Annotated in this window: 14 protein-coding genes; 4 read left to right on the top strand and 10 right to left on the bottom strand. The window is 73.5% G+C overall.

All coding sequences use genetic code 11. The annotated features are described in order from the left end of the window. Nucleotides 1-107 precede the first annotated feature (107 nt). The 4 genes from ACFV4G_RS25685 to rsmI all read right to left on the bottom strand — a co-directional run bounded on the left by ACFV4G_RS25685 (nucleotide 108) and on the right by rsmI (nucleotide 4,427). Nucleotides 108-986, bottom strand: a complete 879-nt coding sequence (locus ACFV4G_RS25685) for a TatD family hydrolase (RefSeq protein ID WP_380444255.1) — start codon at nucleotides 984-986, stop codon at nucleotides 108-110. Further along, the gene (metG, locus tag ACFV4G_RS25680) at nucleotides 986-2,605 is read right to left on the bottom strand and encodes a methionine--tRNA ligase (protein ID WP_380444253.1); all 1,620 of its coding nucleotides are present in this window, start codon (nucleotides 2,603-2,605) and stop codon (nucleotides 986-988) included. The genes ACFV4G_RS25685 and metG overlap by 1 nt, the downstream gene beginning before the upstream one ends. A gap of 162 nt (nucleotides 2,606-2,767) precedes the next feature. Further along, on the bottom strand, nucleotides 2,768-3,193 hold the full coding sequence (locus ACFV4G_RS25675; protein WP_380444251.1) for a hypothetical protein: 426 nt from the start codon (nucleotides 3,191-3,193) through the stop codon (nucleotides 2,768-2,770). A gap of 349 nt (nucleotides 3,194-3,542) precedes the next feature. Beyond that, complete coding sequence (gene rsmI, locus ACFV4G_RS25670; RefSeq protein WP_380444249.1) at nucleotides 3,543-4,427, bottom strand: 16S rRNA (cytidine(1402)-2'-O)-methyltransferase; 885 nt, start codon at nucleotides 4,425-4,427, stop codon at nucleotides 3,543-3,545. 97 nt (nucleotides 4,428-4,524) lie between these two features. Here rsmI and ACFV4G_RS25665 point away from each other — a divergent pair, with 97 nt between their 5' ends. Both ACFV4G_RS25665 and ACFV4G_RS25660 read left to right on the top strand, forming a co-directional pair. Then, on the top strand, nucleotides 4,525-6,375 hold the full coding sequence (locus ACFV4G_RS25665) for a dolichyl-phosphate-mannose--protein mannosyltransferase (protein WP_380444247.1): 1,851 nt from the start codon (nucleotides 4,525-4,527) through the stop codon (nucleotides 6,373-6,375). 190 nt (nucleotides 6,376-6,565) lie between these two features. Continuing rightward, complete coding sequence (locus tag ACFV4G_RS25660; RefSeq protein ID WP_380444245.1) at nucleotides 6,566-8,338, top strand: penicillin-binding transpeptidase domain-containing protein; 1,773 nt, start codon at nucleotides 6,566-6,568, stop codon at nucleotides 8,336-8,338. Between the two features lie 33 nt (nucleotides 8,339-8,371). Here ACFV4G_RS25660 and ACFV4G_RS25655 read toward each other — a convergent pair whose 3' ends face one another. From ACFV4G_RS25655 to ACFV4G_RS25630, 6 genes are all read right to left on the bottom strand, one after another. Next, nucleotides 8,372-9,796 carry a glycosyltransferase 87 family protein gene (locus ACFV4G_RS25655; RefSeq protein WP_380444243.1) on the bottom strand — a complete coding sequence of 475 codons (1,425 nt, stop codon included), beginning with the start codon at nucleotides 9,794-9,796 and terminating at the stop codon, nucleotides 8,372-8,374. 160 nt (nucleotides 9,797-9,956) lie between these two features. Next, nucleotides 9,957-11,519 carry an amino acid permease gene (locus ACFV4G_RS25650; protein ID WP_380444241.1) on the bottom strand — a complete coding sequence of 521 codons (1,563 nt, stop codon included), beginning with the start codon at nucleotides 11,517-11,519 and terminating at the stop codon, nucleotides 9,957-9,959. A gap of 177 nt (nucleotides 11,520-11,696) precedes the next feature. Further along, a complete protein-coding gene (locus tag ACFV4G_RS25645; protein WP_380444239.1) occupies nucleotides 11,697-13,208 on the bottom strand; it encodes a penicillin-binding transpeptidase domain-containing protein in 1,512 nt (503 codons plus the stop codon). Next, the gene (locus ACFV4G_RS25640; protein ID WP_380444237.1) at nucleotides 13,208-14,587 is read right to left on the bottom strand and encodes an FtsW/RodA/SpoVE family cell cycle protein; all 1,380 of its coding nucleotides are present in this window, start codon (nucleotides 14,585-14,587) and stop codon (nucleotides 13,208-13,210) included. Before ACFV4G_RS25640 ends, ACFV4G_RS25645 begins: the two co-directional genes overlap by 1 nt. A gap of 171 nt (nucleotides 14,588-14,758) precedes the next feature. Next, entirely contained in the window at nucleotides 14,759-15,439 is a 681-nt protein-coding gene (locus tag ACFV4G_RS25635; RefSeq protein ID WP_380444235.1) for an ABC transporter, read from the bottom strand. Next, nucleotides 15,436-16,299, bottom strand: a complete 864-nt coding sequence (locus ACFV4G_RS25630; RefSeq protein ID WP_380444233.1) for an ATP-binding cassette domain-containing protein — start codon at nucleotides 16,297-16,299, stop codon at nucleotides 15,436-15,438. The genes ACFV4G_RS25635 and ACFV4G_RS25630 overlap by 4 nt, the downstream gene beginning before the upstream one ends. Nucleotides 16,300-16,504: 205 nt before the next feature. Between ACFV4G_RS25630 and ACFV4G_RS25625 the strand changes: the two genes are divergently transcribed. Then, the gene (locus tag ACFV4G_RS25625; RefSeq protein WP_380444311.1) at nucleotides 16,505-17,827 is read left to right on the top strand and encodes a VWA domain-containing protein; all 1,323 of its coding nucleotides are present in this window, start codon (nucleotides 16,505-16,507) and stop codon (nucleotides 17,825-17,827) included. A 2-nt stretch (nucleotides 17,828-17,829) separates the two neighbouring features. Further along, the gene (locus tag ACFV4G_RS25620; protein ID WP_380444231.1) at nucleotides 17,830-18,711 is read left to right on the top strand and encodes a peptidase; all 882 of its coding nucleotides are present in this window, start codon (nucleotides 17,830-17,832) and stop codon (nucleotides 18,709-18,711) included. The last annotated feature ends 90 nt before the right edge of the window (nucleotides 18,712-18,801 follow it).

The raw sequence follows: 18,801 nt of genomic DNA, 5'->3' as shown, positions 1-18,801 counted from the left end.
GGCACCCAGCCCCAGCCCCAGCCCCAGCCCCGGCACCCGGCACCCGGCACCCGGCACCCGGCACCCGGCACCCGGCACCCGGCACCCACGAACGAGGCGCCCCCGGCTCAGTACCCGAACGCCCGCGCCGTGTTCGCCGCGATCGCCGTCGCCAGCTCGTCCTCGTGCAGCCCCAGCGTCGCCGCCATCGACCGGACCGTGACCGGGATCAGGTACGGCGCGTTGGGCCGGCCGCGGTAGGGGTGCGGGGTGAGGAAGGGCGCGTCCGTCTCGACCAGGACGCGGTCGAGCGGGGTCGCCAGCAGGGCGTCGCGCAGCGGCTGGTTGGCCTTGAACGTGACCGGGCCCGCGAACGACAGGTACCAGCCGTGCTCGGCGCACACCTTGGCCATCTCCGCGTCGCCCGAGTAGCAGTGGAAGACGGTCCGCTCGGGGGCGCCCTCCTCCAGCAGGACGGCGATGACGTCCTCGTGGGCGTCGCGGTCGTGGATGACCAGGGCCTTGCCGTGCCGCTTGGCGATCTCGATGTGCCGGCGGAACGACTCCTTCTGGATCTCCACGCCCTCGGGCCCGGTGCGGAAGTAGTCGAGGCCGGTCTCGCCGACGGCCCGCACCTGCGGCAGCGCCGCGAGGGCGTCGATCTCGGCGAGCGCCTCGTCCAGCGCCGCCGCACCGCCGGCCGGGCGCTGCTGCCCGGACCAGCCGTCGGGGTCGCCGAGGAAGATCCGCGGCGCCTCGTTGGGGTGCAGCGCGACGGCCGCGTGGACCTGCTCGAACCGGGCGGCCAGCTCGACTGCCCAGTGCGAGCCGGGCACGTCGCAGCCGACCTGGACGACGGTGGTGACCCCGACCGAGGCCGCGCGGGCGAGGCCCTCCTCGGGCGTGCCGGACTGCATGTCCAGGTGGGTGTGCGAGTCGGCCACCGCCACCGCCAGGGGTTCCGGCAGCGGCGGCGGGGTCGACCGGTCGTCGTCCTTCTTCGCCATCAGGAGGCGGGCTTCTCTTCGAGGCGCGGGAAGAGGATCTCGCCCTTGGTGACGGTGGCGCCGACGGGCAGCCGGCCCCAGTCGGCCGTGGTGGCGACGGTCTGCGCGGCGAGCGCGCCCAGTCCGGCCTCGGCGCCGAGGGAGGCCCACAGCTTCTCGGCCGTGGCCGGCATCACCGGGTTGAGCAGGACGGCGGTGGCACGCAGCGACTCGGCGGCGGTGTACAGGATGGTGGCCAGGCGGGCCCGGCCCTCCGCCGAGTCGTCCTTGGCGACCTTCCAGGGCTCCTGGTCGCTGATGTAGCCGTTGACCTGCTTGACGAACTCGAAGATCGCCGCGAGGCCGCCCGCGAAGTCGAGGTCCTCGCCGATCTTCCGGTCGGCCGCGGCGACGGCGGCGGCGAGCCCGTCCTGGACGGCCTTCTCGGCCTCGCCGGACGCGGTCGCGGCGGGCAGCACGCCGTCGAAGTACTTGCCGACCATGGCGGCGACGCGGGAGGCCAGGTTGCCGAAGTCGTTGGCGAGTTCGGAGGTGTACCGGGCGGTGAAGTCCTCCCACGAGAAGGAGCCGTCGGTGCCGAACGGGATCGCGCGCAGGAAGTAGTACCGGTAGGCGTCCACGCCGAAGTGCGAGGTGAGGTCGGTGGGCGCGATGCCGGTCAGGTTGGACTTGGACATCTTCTCGCCGCCGACCATCAGCCAGCCGTTGGCGACGACCCGCTTGGGCAGCGGCAGTCCGGCGGCCATCAGCATGGCGGGCCAGATCACCGCGTGGAAGCGCAGGATGTCCTTGCCGACCAGGTGGACGGAGGCGGGCCACAGCTCGGCGAAGCGCTCCGGGTCGCTGCCGTAGCCGGCGGCGGTGATGTAGTTCTGCAGCGCGTCGACCCACACGTACAGGACGTGCTTCTCGTCCCAGGGCAGCGGGACGCCCCAGTTGAAGGTGGAGCGGGAGATCGACAGGTCCTTCAGGTCCTGCTCGACGAAGCGCAGCACCTCGTTGCGCGCCGAGGCGGGCTGGATGAAGTCCGGGTTGGCGGCGTAGAACTCCAGCAGCTTCGGTCCGTAGGCGGAGAGACGGAAGAAGTAGTTCTCCTCCTCCAGCCATTCCACCGGCCGCTTGTGCACGGCGCAGAGCTTCTCGTCCGCGGTGGCGCCGTCGAGCAGTTCGGCCGGGAGCTTGAACTCCTCGCAGCCGACGCAATACGGGCCGGAGTAACCGCCCTTGTAGATCTCGCCCTTGTCGTACAGGTCCTGGACGAATTCCTGGACGCGGTCGGTGTGGCGCTGCTGGGTGGTGCGGATGAAGTCGTCGTTGGCGATCTCCAGGTGCTCCCAGAGCGGCTTCCACGCCTCCTCGACCAGCTTGTCGCACCACTCCTGCGGGGTGACGCCGTTGGCCTCGGCGGTCCGCATGATCTTCTGACCGTGCTCGTCGGTGCCGGTCAGGTACCACACCTTCTCGCCGCGCTGGCGGTGCCAGCGGGTGAGGACGTCGCCCGCCACGGTGGTGTACGCGTGGCCCAGGTGCGGGCGATCGTTGACGTAGTAGATCGGGGTGGAAACGTAGTACGCCGGGGCGCTCGCCCCGGTGGTGCTGTGGTCTGCAGTGGCCGCCATGGTCGGAAAGCTTAGTCGGGCACGCGGGCGGCCCTCGACCGCGTTCCGCCCCGCGGACGCCCGGGGACCGCCCCCGCCGACCGCGGACACCGGCCGCCCGGGGACCGCCCCGGCGGTCACGGGAGGACGGCCCCGCCGCGCGCCCCGGTGCGCGCCTTGGTGTCAGCCCAGCAGCCGCGACCAGAACCGGGCCCAGCGTCCGCGCGGCTGCGCGGGCCCGGACACCGCGGGCGGCCCGGCCGGCTCGGCGTGCGCCGGGTAGCCGGGGGCGTGCTGCCAGGGCTGGTCGGCGACGGCCACCCGGCCCTCGCGCATGATCCGGACGGTGTGTCCACCACACCCCGGGCAGGTCGGCTTGAGCAGCGGGGACGGTACCCGGACACCGTTGGCGTGGTACTCGAACACGACGTGGCCGTCCCTGGCGACGTGGTGCTCGATGTCGTACGCCTGCTCCCATCCGTACCCGCACTTCAGGCACGCGAAGGAGTAGGCCTCCCGAACGGTCTCGACGGGAGTGTGCGCCCGCCCGGCCGGGACGGGGTCGCTCAGCGCGTTGCCACCGAGGGGGCTACCGATCGTCTCGCTCATAGCCGTCTCCCAGCGCCCGCCGGGCGCTCGCCCGGCTGGGTCTTTCCATTCCAGGAAATGCCCGGACCGCCCCTGGCGATGCCCTGCTTGTGAAGACTTGGATGCGGGTTGGGGATCCCTAGACGAAAGGTCGGATCCATTGCGGAAACCGCGGCCAAAGCTTCAGCTCAGTTGGCGTTTACCGGGGCCTTCACTCCAAGGTACGACGCACCGCCCGCCACGCAACCCCCGGAATTCACCGGCTTATCAAACCCGTTCGAACCCGTACCCGCCCGCGCCCACTTCCCCGTGGCCGCGGGCGCCCCCTCCCCCGTGGTGCCGGGCCCTGCTTCCCGGCACCGGCCGGGTCCTACTTCCCGGTACCGGCCGGGCCCTGCTTCCCGGTCCCGGAGCCCTCCTTCTTCGCCGCGACGACGGCGTCGAACACCTCCCGCTTGGGCAGCGCCAGCTCCGCCGCGACAGCGGCGATGGCCTCCTTGCGGTGCTCCCCCGCCTCCTCGCGGACGGCGACCAGGCGGGCCAGCTCGGCCGGGGTGAGCTCCTGCGGCGCGGCCGGCGGGGCCCCGGCGACGACCACGGTGATCTCGCCCTTGACGCCCTCGGCCGCCCAGGCCGCCAGCTCGCCGATCGGGCCGCGCTTGACCTCCTCGTAGGTCTTGGTCAGCTCGCGGCACACCGCCGCGGGCCGCTCGGGCCCGAAGGCCTCGGCCATCGCCGCGAGCGCCTCGGCGATCCGGTGCGGCGCCTCGAAGAAGACCATCGTGCGCGGCTCGGCGGCGATCGAGGCGAGCTGGCGGGCCCGGTCGCCGGTCTTGCGCGGCAGGAAGCCCTCGAAGGTGAAGCGGTCGACGGGCAGCCCGGACAGGGCGAGCGCGGTGAGCACCGCGGACGGCCCGGGCACCGCGGTGACCTTGACGTCGGCCGCGACCGCCGCGGCGACGAGCCGGTAGCCGGGGTCGGACACGGACGGCATGCCTGCGTCCGTGACCAGCAGCACCCGGGCGCCGCCGAGCAGTGCCTCGACCAGTTCGGGGGTGCGGCCGACCTCGTTGCCCTCGAAGTAGGAGACCACCCGCCCGGCGGGGGTCACCCCGAGCGCCTGGGTCAGCCGGCGCAGCCGCCGGGTGTCCTCGGCCGCGATCACGTCCGCGGTCGAGAGTTCGGTGAGCAGCCGGGGCGGGGCGTCCGAGACGTCGCCGATGGGGGTGCCTGCGAGAACGAGTACTCCTGTCACGGGCCCCATCCTTCCAGCCCGCGTGCTTATGGTGACGATTCGGGCAGCTTCCGAGGGGCCGGTCCGACGATAGGACCGCGCGCCTACGATGTGGCGGATGAACGGCGACACGGCGGCGCAGACGCCCACTGGTAGAGACCGCACCACACCGGGTGGCCTCGGCGCGACGGACCTGCCGTCCGGTTCCGTGCCCGCCGTCCCGGCCCCGCGCCCGCCGGTGGCCGACCCGCCCGCTGACCCGCCCGCCGACCCGCCCGCCGACCGGCCCGCCGCCTGGCGCCGACGCCTGGCCGGCTTCGGCTACGCGCCGCGCCCGGCCGCGCCGCTGACCGAACGCCTCGTGCCGCCGATGCCGGACGGCCCCGGGGTGACGCCGGACGACGTCCCGCCGTCCCCGCTGCTGCTGCGCCTGGGCATCGCGGTGCCGCCGGCCCTGTGGGCGTTCCTGTGCCGCTGGTCGGGCTGGCTCGGCCCGGTCGCCGTCGCGGTCTTCGCCGGGATCCTGCGGTTCACCGACCTCGGGGAGCCGCACGCGATCATCTTCGACGAGACGTACTACGCCAAGGACGCGTACGCGCTCTGGCACGGCGGCTACGAGATCAACTGGCCGGACGGCGCCAACGAGCAGATCATGAAGGACGGGACGGCCCCCTACCGCCCGATGGCCGGCTACGTCGTCCACCCGCCGGTGGGCAAGTGGATCATCGGCTTCGGCGAGTGGCTGTTCGGGATGAACCCCTTCGGCTGGCGCTTCGCGGTGGCCCTGCTCGGCACGGTGTCCGTGCTGATGATCGCCCGGATCGCCCGCCGCCTGTTCCGTTCCACCCTGCTGGGCTGCGTGGCCGGCCTGCTGCTCTCGGTGGACGGCCTGCACTTCGTGCTCAGCCGCTCGGCCCTGCTGGACCTCGTGGTGATGTTCTGGATCCTCGCCGCCTTCGGCTTCCTGATCCTGGACCGCGACCGCACCAGGGCCCTGCTGGCCGCCCGGCTCGACGGGATCGCGGACGCCGCGCTCGCCCAGCGGGTGCGCCTGGGCTGGCGCCCGTACCGGATCGCGGCCGGCGTCTGCGTCGGGCTGACCTGCGCGACCAAGTGGAGCGGCCTGTACGTCGCGGCCGCCTTCGGCCTGATGACCGTGCTCTGGGACGCGGGCGCGCGCCGCCTGGCCGGGGCCCCGCGCCCGTACCTGGCGGCGCTCACCCGGGACGCGCTGCCGGCCTTCGTCTCGGTCGTCGTGGTCGCACTGGGCGTCTACGTCGCCTCGTGGTGGGGCTGGTTCGCCAGCAGCAACGCGCCCGGCCAGGGCGGCTGGGGCCGCGACTGGGCGGCCGGCCGGAGCACCGACTACCCGTGGATCCCGGAGGGCCTGCGCGCCCTGTGGCACTACCACTCCACGATGTACGACTTCCACACCCACCTGACCGACCCGCACACCTACCAGTCGAACCCGTGGAGCTGGCTGGTCCTCGGCCGGCCGGTCTCCTTCTACTACGAGTCCCCGAAGACGGGCCAGGACGGCTGCACCGCGGCCGAGTGCGCCCGCGAGGTGCTCGGCCTCGGCACCCCGCTGCTGTGGTGGGCCGGCTGCATCGCCCTGGTGTACTGCCTGTGGCGCTGGGCGGCCCGGCGGGACTGGCGGGCCGGCGCGGTGCTGTGCGGCCTGGCGGCCGGCTACCTGCCCTGGTTCGAGTACCAGCAGCGGACGATCTTCCTGTTCTACGCGGTCGCCTTCGTCCCGTTCCTGGTGCTCGCGGTGACGATGATGCTCGGCGCGATGATCGGGCCCCCGGGCGCCTCCCGGGACCGCCGGATCATCGGCGGCGCGTCGGCCGGCCTGCTGGTCCTGCTGATCGTCTGGAACTTCCTGTTCTTCTTCCCGCTGTTCTCCGGACAGACGATCCCGATGGACGACTGGCGCCGGCGGATGTGGTTCAACAGCTGGATCTGAGCCGGCTCCGGGCCGGGCCGGCCCGCCGCGCCCCGGTCCGGCCGGGAGTGCGGGGACCGTACGCATACGGTGTTCGACACGTACCAGAACCGTCACAACTCCCGGGCGTTTCGTCGGCGCACCGAGTCGGCCTGCCTAGGGTGGGGGGTCAGTACCGCGTTAGTCGCCCGACCCCTGGGGGAGCAGCACCATGCGCAAAGGCGCGAAAATCGGCATCATCACCGGCGTGTCCGTCGCCGTGCTCGCAGGCGGCGGCTACGGCGCGTACAGCCTGGTGAACGGCTCGGGCGACGGGTCCGGCTCGGCCAAGAAGCCCCGCACGGTGGTCGCCGAACCCCCCTCCGCGGACCAGGCGGCCAGCGGCGCCAAGGACTTCCTGGCGGCCTGGGCGGCCGGCGACGTGGCCAAGGCGGCTTCGCTGACCGACAACCCGGACGCCGCCACGGCCGCACTGACCGCCTTCAAGGAGCAGGTCAAGCCGAGCGCGCTGACGCTGACCCCGTCCGGCCCGGCCACCCCGCAGGCCTTCGCCTCGGCCACCGGCACCCCCACCCCGGCCAAGCCGTCCGGCGCACCCTCCGCGTCCGCGACCCCCTCGGCCGCCGGCACGCCGGGCGCGAGCGACTCGCCGTCCGCCGCCGCCACCCCCGCGCCCACCGGCGTGCTGATGGGCTTCAAGGCGCGCGCCGAGTTCGAGGGCACCGCCCGGGTCTGGGACTACAACGGCTTCCTCGGCGTCGTGAAGATGAGCGACGACACCCCGGCCGTGCACTGGGCCCCGAGCGTGCTCCACCCGCACCTGTCCGGGAACGAGACGATCGCCACCCAGCAGGTCTTCGCCCCGCCGTCCAGCGCCGTGGACCGCAACGGCAAGCCGCTGCAGGCCCCCTCGCTCACCGCGTCGCTGGCGACCCTCCAGGACAACGCCCGCAAGCTGCTGCCGCCGGACCCGAACAAGGACCAGGACGCGGGCAGCGCGGTCGTCATCAGCGACCCGGCCGGCAAGACCGCCCCGGACAAGCTGTTCACGATCGTCGAACCCAAGCCGGGCAAGCCGTTCAAGGTGACGATCGACAACGCCATCCAGGCCGCGGCCGAGAAGGCGATGACCGACCTGGGCGGCAAGCAGGGCTCCATCGTCGCGATCGAGCCGAGCACCGGTCAGGTGCTGGCCTTCGCCAACGCGCCGTCCAACGGCCAGAACCGGGCCTTCCTGGGCCTGCTCGCGCCCGGCTCGACGATGAAGATCGTCACCTCGACGGCGCTGCTGGAGGCCGGGATCAACCCGGACTCGAACGTGGCCTGCCCGGAGAAGAGCAGCAACCCGGTGGCGATCCCGAACGACTTCCCGGGCGCCTTCCCGAACAACACCCTCCAGGACGACTTCAAGGTGTCCTGCAACACCGCCTTCATCAACCAGGGCCTGACCAGCCTGAAGCCGGAGACGCTCGCGGCCACCGCCAAGGACGTCTACGGCGTCGGCCTGGAGTGGAAGACCGGCCTGCCGAACTCGGACGGCAAGATCCCGGCCACCCCGGGCAGCAAGGACGAGCAGGCGATGAACTACATCGGCCAGGGCAAGGTCCAGATGAACCCGCTGGCGATCGCCTCGATCACGGCGACCGTGCAGAGCGGCGCGTTCAAGCAGCCCATCCTGGTCGCCGGCCTGCCGCAGCAGCCGGCCGCCCGCCAGATCTCGCCGGACGTCGCCGGCAAGCTGCGCGCGATGATGAACGCCACCGCCACCGGCGGCACGGCCCAGGCCGTGATGGCCGGGATCACCGACAACGCGGGCGCCAAGACCGGCTCCGCCGAGGTCGCCGGCGCGGCCACCACCAACAGCTGGTTCACCGCCTACCGCGGCAACATCGCGGTCGCGGCCGAGGTGCAGGGCGGCGGCCACGGCGTCGACGCGGCCGGCCCGGCCGTCGCCTCGCTGCTCAAGTCCTTCGGCAACCGGTAGACCCCACACGCACCGGCACCCCCAGGAGCCCGCTCAGCCTCTCGGCAGAGCGGGCTCCGGCCGTTCCGGGCGGTCCGGCTGTTCCGGGCGCCGCCGCACCACGGCGGCCGGCCGGTTGCTCCACCGCCGCGCGGCGAGCCGGGGCCAGATCACCAGGACGGCCGGCAGCGCGAGGTACCCGAAGCGCCCGGCCGGGGCCAGCATGAAGGCGATCGCGAGCCCCGCGGCCAGCAGGTCGGCGGCGCCGGTCGCGGTCACCGGCGGCCGGGCCAGCAGCCAGATGGCCACCGCGACGCCGCCGAGGGTCATCAGCGTCAGCGAGACGGTGTGCCCGGTCGGTCCGAAGCCGGCCAGCACCTTGCCGGGCAGCGGGCTGCCGGCCGGGGTGCGGATCGCGGTCATCCCGAGCGGGAAGAGCACCACCTGCTCGCGCAGCTCGGCCGCCCTGGTCAGCACGGACGGCAGGAGCACGGCCAGGCTCGTGCCGACCGCGATCAGCCCGGTCCGGGCCGCCGGGCGCCGCCCGTAGAGCCGCCACAGCAGCAGGACGGCGACGGGCAGCGCGGGCCAGGCCGTCCACTTGAGGGTGCAGGCGAGGGCGAGGACGAGCCCCGCGGCGACGGTGCGGTCGCGCTCGGCGAGTGCCATGGCCAGGCAGCAGACGCCGATCAGCGGCAGGTCGACACCGCCGACGACGAGGGCGAGCGCTATCAGCGGCGAGGCGGTGAGCACCGCGAGCGGCAGCAGCGGGGCGCGGTCCCGGGAGGGCCGCAGCAGGCGCCAGCTGGCCAGCAGGCAGGCGAAGAAGGTGAGCGCGAACCAGATCCGGGCGTCCCCGGCGACCCGGGTGAAGGCGTCGCCGCTGCCGAGCAGTTGGCGGGGCATCCCGAAGAGGGACATGGCCGGCAGGTACGGGTTGTAGTCGGTGACCACGACGGGGTGCTGCAGGTAGGCGCTGCCGGTGGTGAGCAGCAGGTGGGCCGAGCGCTCGACCACCATCACCTCGGACTGGTGGCGGCCCTGGACGGCGAGGAGCGCCAGCGGCACGACGACGGCCCCGAGGAGGGCGACCGCCGCAGCGGAACGCGCCGCGAACCGGCGCGGCAGGATCAGGCAGAGCAGCCCGGCCAGGAGGTAGGCGGGGGCCGCGATGATGCCCCAGACGCGCTGGTTGGGCAGGTCGGAGACGAGCGGGAAGGCGGCCGCCCAGCCGGCCGCGACGGCGCAGCCGAGCAGCTGGACGCTGCGCAGGGAGGCGAGCCGGGCGGGGTCGGTCCGCGCGGCCGTGGGCGGAAACGTGTTCTCGCGGCGCTGGCGGGGGACGGCCCTGGAGACCAGGCCGCGCAGGGGGCGGTCGGGCCGGGAGGGCGGTCCGACCGGTTGGGGGGCCGGCGTTCTGGAACGGCCGGTGAAGCGGCCGCGCGGGCGGGAGAAGCCGGGCGTGCGGGTGCTCACCATGGTGGAAGGTTATGGGTGGGGGGCCCGCGCTGTCGCCACCGGGATCGACGGAGAGTCGCGGTCTACGCGCGAAGAGTCGCCAGGCGTCTTGCCACCTGGCGACCCTTCGTATCCATAGCAACGGGCGGTGACCACCGCCGGATCCGGAGCGTGAGACGGATCAGCCGGAGTGGCTGTCCACCGGGGCGCTCTGCTGCTCCGCTCCGCGCTCCAGCTTCGAGTTCTTGATGCTGTAACCGAAGTAGACGACCACGGCGACGGCGAGGGCGATCGCCCCGGCCCGGAAGGTGTCGGCGTGCAGGCCGGTGATCAGGTAGCCGCAGAAGCCGACGCTGAGCAGCGGCACGACCGGGTAGCCGGGCACCTTGAAGCCGCGCGGCAGGTCGGGCTGGGTGCGGCGCAGGACGATGACGCCCACCGAGACGACCGAGAAGGCGATGAGCGTCCCGAGGCTGGTGATGTCGGCCAGGATGTTGAGCGGGACGAACGCGGCGAGCGCGCCCACGCCGACGCCGACCACGATCGTGTTCCAGACCGGGGTGCCGGTGCGCGGCGAGAGCTCGGCGAAGCGCTTGGGCAGCATGCCGTCGCGGCCCATCGAGTACAGGATGCGGGTCTGGCCGTAGATCACCACGAGGGTGATGCTGAAGATCGAGAGGATCGCGCCGACCGCGAAGACCATCGCGGGCCAGCTCTGGCCGGTGATGTCCTGGAGGATCTGGGCGAGCCCGGCCTCCTGGCCGTCGAACTTCTGCCACGGCTGGGCGCCGATGCCGGCCAGCGCGACCAGGATGTAGAGCAGGGTCACCACGACCAGCGAGATGATGATCGCCAGCGGCAGGGTGCGGCGGGGGTTCTTGACCTCCTCACCGGCGGTGGACACGGCATCCAGGCCGATGAACGAGAAGAAGATGCTGGACGCCGCGACCTGCACGCCTCCGATGCCGAGCGGCATGAACGGGGTCAGGTTGCCGGAGTGGAAGCCGGTGAGCGCGACGCCGACGAACAGCACCAGGATGAGGATCTTGATCGCGACCATCGCCGCGTTGACCTTCACCGACTCGCTGACGCCGCGGATCAGCAGGAAGCAGACCATGGCGACCAGCAGCAGCGCCGGCAGGTTGAACCAGTGGGTGCTGTCCGGCGCGCCCGCCAGTTGCTCGGGGATCTTGACCCCGAAGGCCAGGTCGAGGAACTTGTCGAGGTACTCGGCCCAGCTCACCGCGATCGCGGAGGCGGACACGCCGTACTCCATCAGCAGGCAGATGCCGACGCCGAAGGCGACGCCCTCGCCGAGGGTCGCGTAGGCGTAGGAGTAGGACGAGCCGGAGACCGGGATCGCGGAGGCCATCTCGGCGTAGCACAGCGCCGTGAGGCCCGCCGTGACGGCGGCGATGACGAAGGACAGGATGACGGCCGGTCCGGCGGACGGCACCGCGGTGTTGAGCACGAAGAAGATGCCGGTACCGATGGTGGCGCCGATGCCGATCGAGGACAGCTGCCAGAGTCCGATGGAGCGGCGGAGGTGGATGCCGGAGCGTCCGCCCTCCTCCGGTGCGCCGGCCGGGAGGCTGTCCCGGCCCTCGCTCTCGGCGATCAGTGTCGACACGGGCTTGCGTCGCAGCAGACGCGCACCAAGGGAGTTGCTGGCCAAAACCGCGGTCTTTCTAGGCGAGGGAGGGTGTCCTAGCGGTCGGTCACCAAGTGCGATACGGGGTGTCATCGGGGACCAACCGAACAAAGATGGGACAGTACCGCGCGAATGCACCAGTGTCGCAAACGAACAGTCCGGGCTTGCGCATTATACGAACTGTCGAATGGACAAGGACAAACCGGACGCTTCGTAAACGGCGAATCTCCCTCGGGCGAGGTAAAGCCGCAGCTCAGGGGTATCGCCCGGTCACCGTCCGAGGACGGCCTGCATCACCGAGCGGGCGATCGGCGCCGCGAGCCCGCCACCGGTCACGTCCGTGGCGTCACTGTCCGCGATGACCACGGCGACGGCCACCGGCGGCACCTTGTCCGATCCGGCCGGCCTGGCCCACGAGACGAACCACGCGTACGGCGTCCCGCTGTTGTCCACGCCGTGCTGGGCGGTGCCCGTCTTCCCGCCGACCACCGCGCCCGGGATCCGGGCGTTGGCGCCGGTGCCGTTGTCCACGACGTCCGTCATGAGCCGCTGCACCTGCGCGGCCACCCCCGGCTCCATCGCCCGCTTGTAGACGGCCGGCTTCATCAGCTGGACCGCCGTCCCGTCGCTCTTCGTCAGCTTGTCCACAAGCTGTGGACGCATCACCGTCCCGTTGTTGGCGATCCCGGCCGCGACCATCGCCATCACCAGCGGGGTCGCGGCCGTGTCGAACTGCCCGATAGAGGAGAGCGCGAGCTGCGAGTCGTTCATCTTCGTGTCGAAGTTCGAGCGCGACGGCCGCACCGGCATGTCGAGCCTGGCGTCGTTGAAGCCGAAGTTCGCCGCCATCGCGGCCATCGCGTCCAGGCCGGTGCGCACGCCGAGATAGCCGAGGACGCTGTTGCAGCTGTAGGTCATCGCGGTGTCCAGCGACTGCCCGGGCTGGTCGCAGGCCCTCGTGTCGTTGACCAGCGGCGTGGTCGTCCCCGGCAGGACGTACGGGAAGGGCGCGCCGGTGGGCGCGTTGATGTCGGTGACCACCCCGCCGGCGAGCGCGGCGGCGGCCGTCACCACCTTGAAGGCCGAGCCGGGCGGGTAGGTCTGGCGCAGCGCCCGGTTGAGCATCGGCTGGCCGCTGTCGGCCTGCAGCCGGTTCCACGCCGTCTGGTCGGCCGAGGTGGACCCGGCGAAGCTCCCGGGGTCGTAGGTGGGCGTGCTGGCCAGCGCCAGGATCCGCCCGGTGGCGGGCTCGATCGCGGCGACCGCGCCCGTCTGCGCGCCCAGCCCGCGCATCGCCGCCTCCTGGGCCGCCCGGTCGAGGGTGGTGTAGACGTCCCCGCCGGGGTTCTGCCGGCGCGCGACCGCGTCCCAGACCGCCCAGCCGGCGAGGCGGCTGTCCGTCCCGGTCAGCAGGTCGTCCTCGGTCCCCTCCAGCTGCGTGTCGCCGTACGCCTGCGAGGCGAAGCCGGTGACGGCCGCGTACGTCGGGCCGTCGGTGTAGGTGCGCTTGTACGCGTACCGGCCGCCGGTGGGCGCCGAGCCAGTGACGGTGTCCGCGCCGACCAGGATGTTCCCCCGCGGCTGCCCGTACCGCTCGACGGTGAGCCGCTGGTTGGCGCTGTTGTGGTCGAGGTCCTTCGCCTCGAAGACCTGCACCCGGGTGGCCTGGACGCACAGCGCGGCGATCAGCAGCAGGCAGAACGTGCCGGCGCGGCGGCCGGTCACGGAGATCCCCGGGAGCCCCTGCGGCCCGTTCCCCCTGGCCGGCCCGAAGCGCGCCATCAGGCCTCCCCCGAAGCCGGAGCAGGGGCCGGGGCCGGGGCCGGAGCAGGCCGCCGCGCGATGTCGCTCATGCGGACCAGCAGCGCGACGATGATCCAGTTGGTGACCACCGACGAGCCGCCCTGGGCGACGAACGGCAGCGTCATCCCCGTCAGCGGGATCAGCGCGAGCACCCCGCCCGCCACCACGAACACCTGCAGGCCGACGATCGCCGCCAGCCCGATCGCCAGCAGCCGCCCGAACGGGTCGCGCAGCGCGATGCCCGTCCGGAACCCGCGCGAGACCAGCAGCGCGTACAGCAGGAACACCGCGACCAGCCCGGTCAGGCCGAGCTCCTCGCCGATCGTCGCGAGGATGAAGTCGGACTTGGCCGCGAAGCCGATCAGCACCGAGTGCCCGTTGCCGAGGCCCGTCCCGAGCTCCCCGCCCCACGCGAAGGCGAACAGCGACTGGGCGATCTGGTTGGCCCCCTTGCCCGCCGCGATCGAGCCGAGCGGGTCCAGCCAGTCCGCCACCCGGCTGCGCACGTGGGCCTCCAGGAATCCCACCGTCACCGCGCCGGCCGCCGCGAGGCCCAGCCCGATCGCGATCCAGCCGGTGCGCGCGGTGGCGACGTAGAGCATCACGACGAACAGCCCGAAGTACAGCAGCGAGGTCCCGAGGTCGGTCTCCAGCACCAGGACCCCGACGAACGCGGCCCAGATCAGCAGCACCGGCCCGAGCACCCGCCCGCGCGGCAGCCGCCAGCGCCAGACCCGCCGCCCGGTGAGCGCGAGGGCGTCCCGGTGCACGGCCAGGTAGGCGGCGAAGAAGACCGCCAGGAGGACCTTGGCGAACTCCCCCGGCTGGAAGGAGAGCGGCCCGACGACGATCCAGATCCGGGACCCGTACACCGGCGGGAAGAAGATCGGCAGCACCAGGAGGACGAGTGCCGCGAGCGCGCCCACGTGGGCGTAGCGCCGGAGCCGCCGGTGGTCGGGCACCAGCAGCACCACCGCGCCGAACAGCGCCACCCCGAGGGCGGACCACAGCAGCTGCGTGGAGGCCGCGCCCGGGCCGGAGGTCGCCCGGTCGAGCCGGTAGATCACCACCAGCCCGATCCCGTTGAGCAGCACCGCGATCGGCAGCAGCAGCGGGTCCGCGTACCGGGCCCGCCACCGGACGACGGCGTGCGCCAGCAGGGCGAGCACGCCGAGCGCGGCGCCGTACCCGGCGGTGTCGGCGGGCACCGTGCCGTCCAGGTCGACGCCGACCTCGACGTAGCCGAACACGGCGATCAGCACCGCGGCCAGCACCAGCACGAGCTCGGTGGTGCGCCGGGTCGGCACCGGCCGGGCCGGCCGGGCGGCGGTGGTGGTCACGGCGGAGGGTGTCGCCACGGACCGTCCTGGGGGTGCTCACCGCGGGTCCTTCCCGCGCGTCGGACGTACCGGGGAGCGGAAGCGCCCGCGCCCCGATTCGTCACCCTAACGAGCACTATCCATATTTATCGGCTCTTCTTCACGGTGTGTCAGCAATTGTCCGGATCATCGAGGCCTGCACCCGCCGGCTCACTCCGGCCGCCGCCCCGCCAGCGCCGCCGAACCCGCCGCGGCCGCCACCAGCAGCCCCGCGGCCGCCAGCAGTTCGAGCCACGGCGGGCCGACCCGCCCGGTCCGGTCGGCGGCGACCAGGCCGCTCACCGCCGCGTTCGCCGGCGAGCCGGGCGCCACCAGCACCGCCGTCGCGAGCGCCGGCGCCAGCGGGATGCCGTACTGCGCCCGCGCGAGCACCGGCCGGTTGCACAGCGCCCCCACCAGCACCCCCAGCAGCACGGAGACCACCGAGGCCAGCAGCCCGGCCAGCAGCGCCACCCCGACCGGCGGCTGGTCCGCCTTCGGGTTGGCGACCGGCCCGCTTACCCACCAGAGCCCGGCCACCTCGGCCACCGCCAGCACCAGACCGACCGTCAGCGCCGCCAGCAGCCCGCCCAGCTGGACCCGGGCCGGACCCGCCGCCGCCACCAGACACGCCCGCGAGGCCGGCGGCTCGGCGTTCAGCGCACTGCGGACGTACCACGCGCTGACCGGCAGCAGCACGCCCGCGCCGTAGCCCAGCCCGCCCAGCAGCGGATCACCCGCCGTCACGCCGAGCACCAGCAGCAGCGCGTACGCGAGGAACGGCGGCAGCCATCCGTGCCCGCGCAGCAGCAGCTCCAGGTGGTACCGGGCCAGCGCCCCGACCTGCCTCACCGCTCCCCCTCCCGCCGTCTGACGGCCAGCACGCTCACGGCCGGACGGCCGGTCAGCAGGCGGCGCAGCAGAGCGTCCGAGTGCGCCGCCGCCACCGTGAGCCGCACCGCCGTCCCCTCCAGCGCGGTGAGCTCCGGGGCGCCCGGCAGCCGGGCGGGCAGCGGATCACCGTCCAGGACGTCCACGTCCACCTCCACCCGCACCGACGGGCCGTCCGCCCGCACGGCCCGCTCCTCCGCGGGCCGTTCCTCCGCGGGCCGCAGCCCGCCGTCCGCGCCGACCCGGTAGGCGGCCGTGGTCAGTCCGGCCAGCCGCGCCGGGTCGTGGTCGACGAACAGCACCGCGCCGCCGCCCGCCGCCCGCTCGGCCGCGGCCTCGTCCAGCACCGTCCGGGCCACCGGGTCGAGCCCGGTCCAGGCCTCGTCCAGGAGCACCACCCGCGCCCCGGGCAGCAGCGCCTGCGCGACCGCGACCTTCTGGCAGGTGCCCTTCGACAGCTGGCTCAGCGGCGTGCCCGCCCGGTCCGCGATGCCGAACCGGTCCAGCCACTCCGCCGCCCCGCGCCGCGCCTCCGCGTCCGTCAGCCCGTGTACCCGGCCGACCCGCAGCAGGTACGAGGCCGCGTCGAACGGCAGCGCCGGCGGGAACCGTTCCGGCACGTACGCCACCGTCCCCGGCCGCACCACCCGCCCCGCGCTCGGCCGCTCGATCCCCGCGACGAGCCTGAGCAGCGTCGACTTGCCCGTCCCGTTCGCCCCCGCGATCCGCACCAACTCCCCCGGCCGGACGGCCAGGTCGACCCCGCGCAGGACCCACCGCCCGCCCCGCCCGTACCGCTTCCCGACGCCCGTCAGCTCCACCGCGCCCCCTTCGCCGCCCGCCCGGCCGGTCCGGACCCGCTCGACCGGTCCGCACGGAAGGCTAACCACCGCGCATAAGCGCCGTGTGAGCCCGGCGCCCGCGAAACCCCGCCCGCGCGCGGGAGTTCGCCCGGGGGTGCACCACCGCCACGCTGCGGACTCGTTTGGCCATGGCGAACTGATGATCCCTAGGATCGGCCGCGTGATTACCGGACGACGACGACCAACGACCAGGCTGGGCAGCCTGCTCGCCGCCGCGGCGATAACGGGTGCCTCGCTGCTCCTCGGCCTGCCCGCCCACGCCGACGAACCATCGGGCGGCTCCGCCCCGGCTCCCCAGGAGGCCCCCAGGGTCGACCTCATCCTCGATGTCAGCGGCTCCATGAACACCGCCGACATCCAGGGCAAGAGCCGCATCTCGGTGGCCCAGCAGTCCCTCAACGAGGTGATCGACGCCCTGCCCGCGGAGACCGACTTCGGCATCCGCACCCTCGGCGCGACCTACCCCGGCAACGACAAGACCGTCGGCTGCCAGGACACCAAGCAGCTGTTCCCGGTCGGCAAGACCAACAAGGTCGAGGCCAAGACCGCGGTCGCCACCCTGCGCCCCACCGGCTGGACCCCGATCGGCCTGGCGCTGCGCGGCGCCGCCCAGGACCTCGGCAAGGGCGACGCGACCCGCCGGATCGTCCTGATCACCGACGGCGAGGACGACTGCGCCCCGCCGGACCCGTGCGACGTGGCCCGCGAACTCGCCGCCCAGGGCATCCACCTGGTCGTCGACACCCTCGGCCTCGCCCACGACGACAAGACCCGCCAGCAGCTGCTCTGCATCGCCAACGCGACCGGCGGCACCTACACCGACGTCCGCAGCCAGGACCAGCTCACCAACAAGGTGAAGCAGCTGATCGACCGCAGCGACGACACCTACACCGTCAACCCGGTCAAGACCGCCGGCACCGACAAGTGCGAGAACGCCCCCGTCCTCGCCCCCGGCGTCTACAGCGACCGCGAGAAGTTCTCCGAGCACCGCGTCTACAAGGTCCCGGTCAAGTCCGGCCAGGAGCTGCGCGCCTCGGTCAGCGTCTCGCTGGACCGGGCCGTCGCCCGGGACTACGGCGTCCTGCTCCAGGCCACCAGCGCGACCGGTCAGGAGCTGGTCCGCGGCACCGACGCGGACAACGGCCGCAACGACGTCATCTCCACCGGCCTGCGCTGGTCCACGAACGACTCCAAGGGCTACGTCATCGCCAAGCCCAAGGCGTCGCCGAGCGAGCAGCCGCCGACCACCGTCTGCCTGGTCGTCAGCAACTCGCTGGCCCCCCAGGCCGGCGTCCAGGCCGACCCCGGCCTGCCGCTGGAGCTGACCGTCGACCTGGCCTCCGCCTCCCCCGCCCCCGAGGTCGCGGCGATGGGCCTCGGCCGCGGCTGGATCCTGCTGCTCACCCTCACCGGCGCCGGCCTGCTGACCGGCCTGGTGGCCGGCTGGATCGCCCGCTGGCGGATCGCCGTCTGGCGGGAGAACTGACCATGCGTAGGACTCTTCGCGGCCTGCTCGCCGCCTCCGCCCTGCTGCCCGCCCTCGCGCTGGCCGCCCCGGCGGCCTCCGCCGCCTCGCCGACCCCCTCGCCGAGCGCGAGCGGCACCGCGGCCCCGGCGACCAAGGCCGGCACCTCCTTCCTGACCGCCGTCAACCTCTCCCCCGGCCAGGACGCCAACGTCGCCGCCTCCACCGGCGACTACCTGTACTGGGCGTTCGGGGCCGCCGAGGGCCAGACCCCGACGGTCTCCGTGACCGTCAACCTGGCCCCCGCCGCCGACCGGCACGGACACGGCCCGCAGACCTGGGCCGTCGAGGTCTTCGACGGGCTGCGCCGCCGTCAGGCCTGCACCGCCGGCACCCAGAACGCCACGGGCGACGAGAACACCGCCTCGCTCGCCCTGAGCTGCACCCTGCGCGAGGTCCGCACCTGGGCCGAGCCGTGGTCCGGCGACCCGCTGCCCGGCACGTACTACGTGAAGCTCGCGGCCACCGACGTCGCGCAGCAGGACCTCGGCCTCGCCGCCTCCGTCCAGCTGCACACCGCTGCCAAGGGCAACGCCGACAACGCCCAGCCCGAGGGGGGCGAGCTCAAGGCGCCGCTCGTCCCGCCGGCCGGCGGCGGCGCGAGCACCGCCAAGGCGGCGGCCCCGGTGAAGGCGGCGGACCACTGGTACACCGGCTGGTTCTCCGGCTGGAACAGCCGCTGGTACTGGACGATCGGCGGCGGCGCCCTGGCCGCCGTCGCGGGCGTCCTCGGCTTCCACCTGACCCGCCACCCGCGCGGTCGCCGCCCGGGCCGCTACGGCTCGGTGCCGGCCCAGGCCGGCGCCCACCAGCACGGCGCGTACACGGACACCCAGCGCCCCTGACGCGCTTGCGCGCCCGAGGGCCGGCCGGGACGGAGTTCCGGCCGGCCCGCCGGCGTCTCAGGGCCCCTCCTCGGGGTGCCCGCCGCACGG

The sequence above is a fragment of the Kitasatospora sp. NPDC059747 genome (genome assembly GCF_042732955.1).
Classification (GTDB): domain Bacteria; phylum Actinomycetota; class Actinomycetes; order Streptomycetales; family Streptomycetaceae; genus Kitasatospora.
The sequence above is the reverse complement of the archived record's forward strand: the minus strand, read 5'-3'. Positions and strand labels throughout refer to the sequence as shown.

Coding starts and splice junctions, on each gene's coding strand:
- ACFV4G_RS25685 (WP_380444255.1), bottom strand. CDS start 986: ATGGCGAAGAAGGACGACGACCGGTCGACCCCGCCGCCGCTGCCGGAA.
- metG (WP_380444253.1), bottom strand. CDS start 2,605: ATGGCGGCCACTGCAGACCACAGCACCACCGGGGCGAGCGCCCCGGCG.
- ACFV4G_RS25675 (WP_380444251.1), bottom strand. CDS start 3,193: ATGAGCGAGACGATCGGTAGCCCCCTCGGTGGCAACGCGCTGAGCGAC.
- ACFV4G_RS25665 (WP_380444247.1), top strand. CDS start 4,525: ATGAACGGCGACACGGCGGCGCAGACGCCCACTGGTAGAGACCGCACC.
- ACFV4G_RS25660 (WP_380444245.1), top strand. CDS start 6,566: ATGCGCAAAGGCGCGAAAATCGGCATCATCACCGGCGTGTCCGTCGCC.
- ACFV4G_RS25655 (WP_380444243.1), bottom strand. CDS start 9,796: ATGGTGAGCACCCGCACGCCCGGCTTCTCCCGCCCGCGCGGCCGCTTC.
- ACFV4G_RS25650 (WP_380444241.1), bottom strand. CDS start 11,519: ATGACACCCCGTATCGCACTTGGTGACCGACCGCTAGGACACCCTCCC.
- ACFV4G_RS25645 (WP_380444239.1), bottom strand. CDS start 13,208: ATGGCGCGCTTCGGGCCGGCCAGGGGGAACGGGCCGCAGGGGCTCCCG.
- ACFV4G_RS25620 (WP_380444231.1), top strand. CDS start 17,830: ATGCGTAGGACTCTTCGCGGCCTGCTCGCCGCCTCCGCCCTGCTGCCC.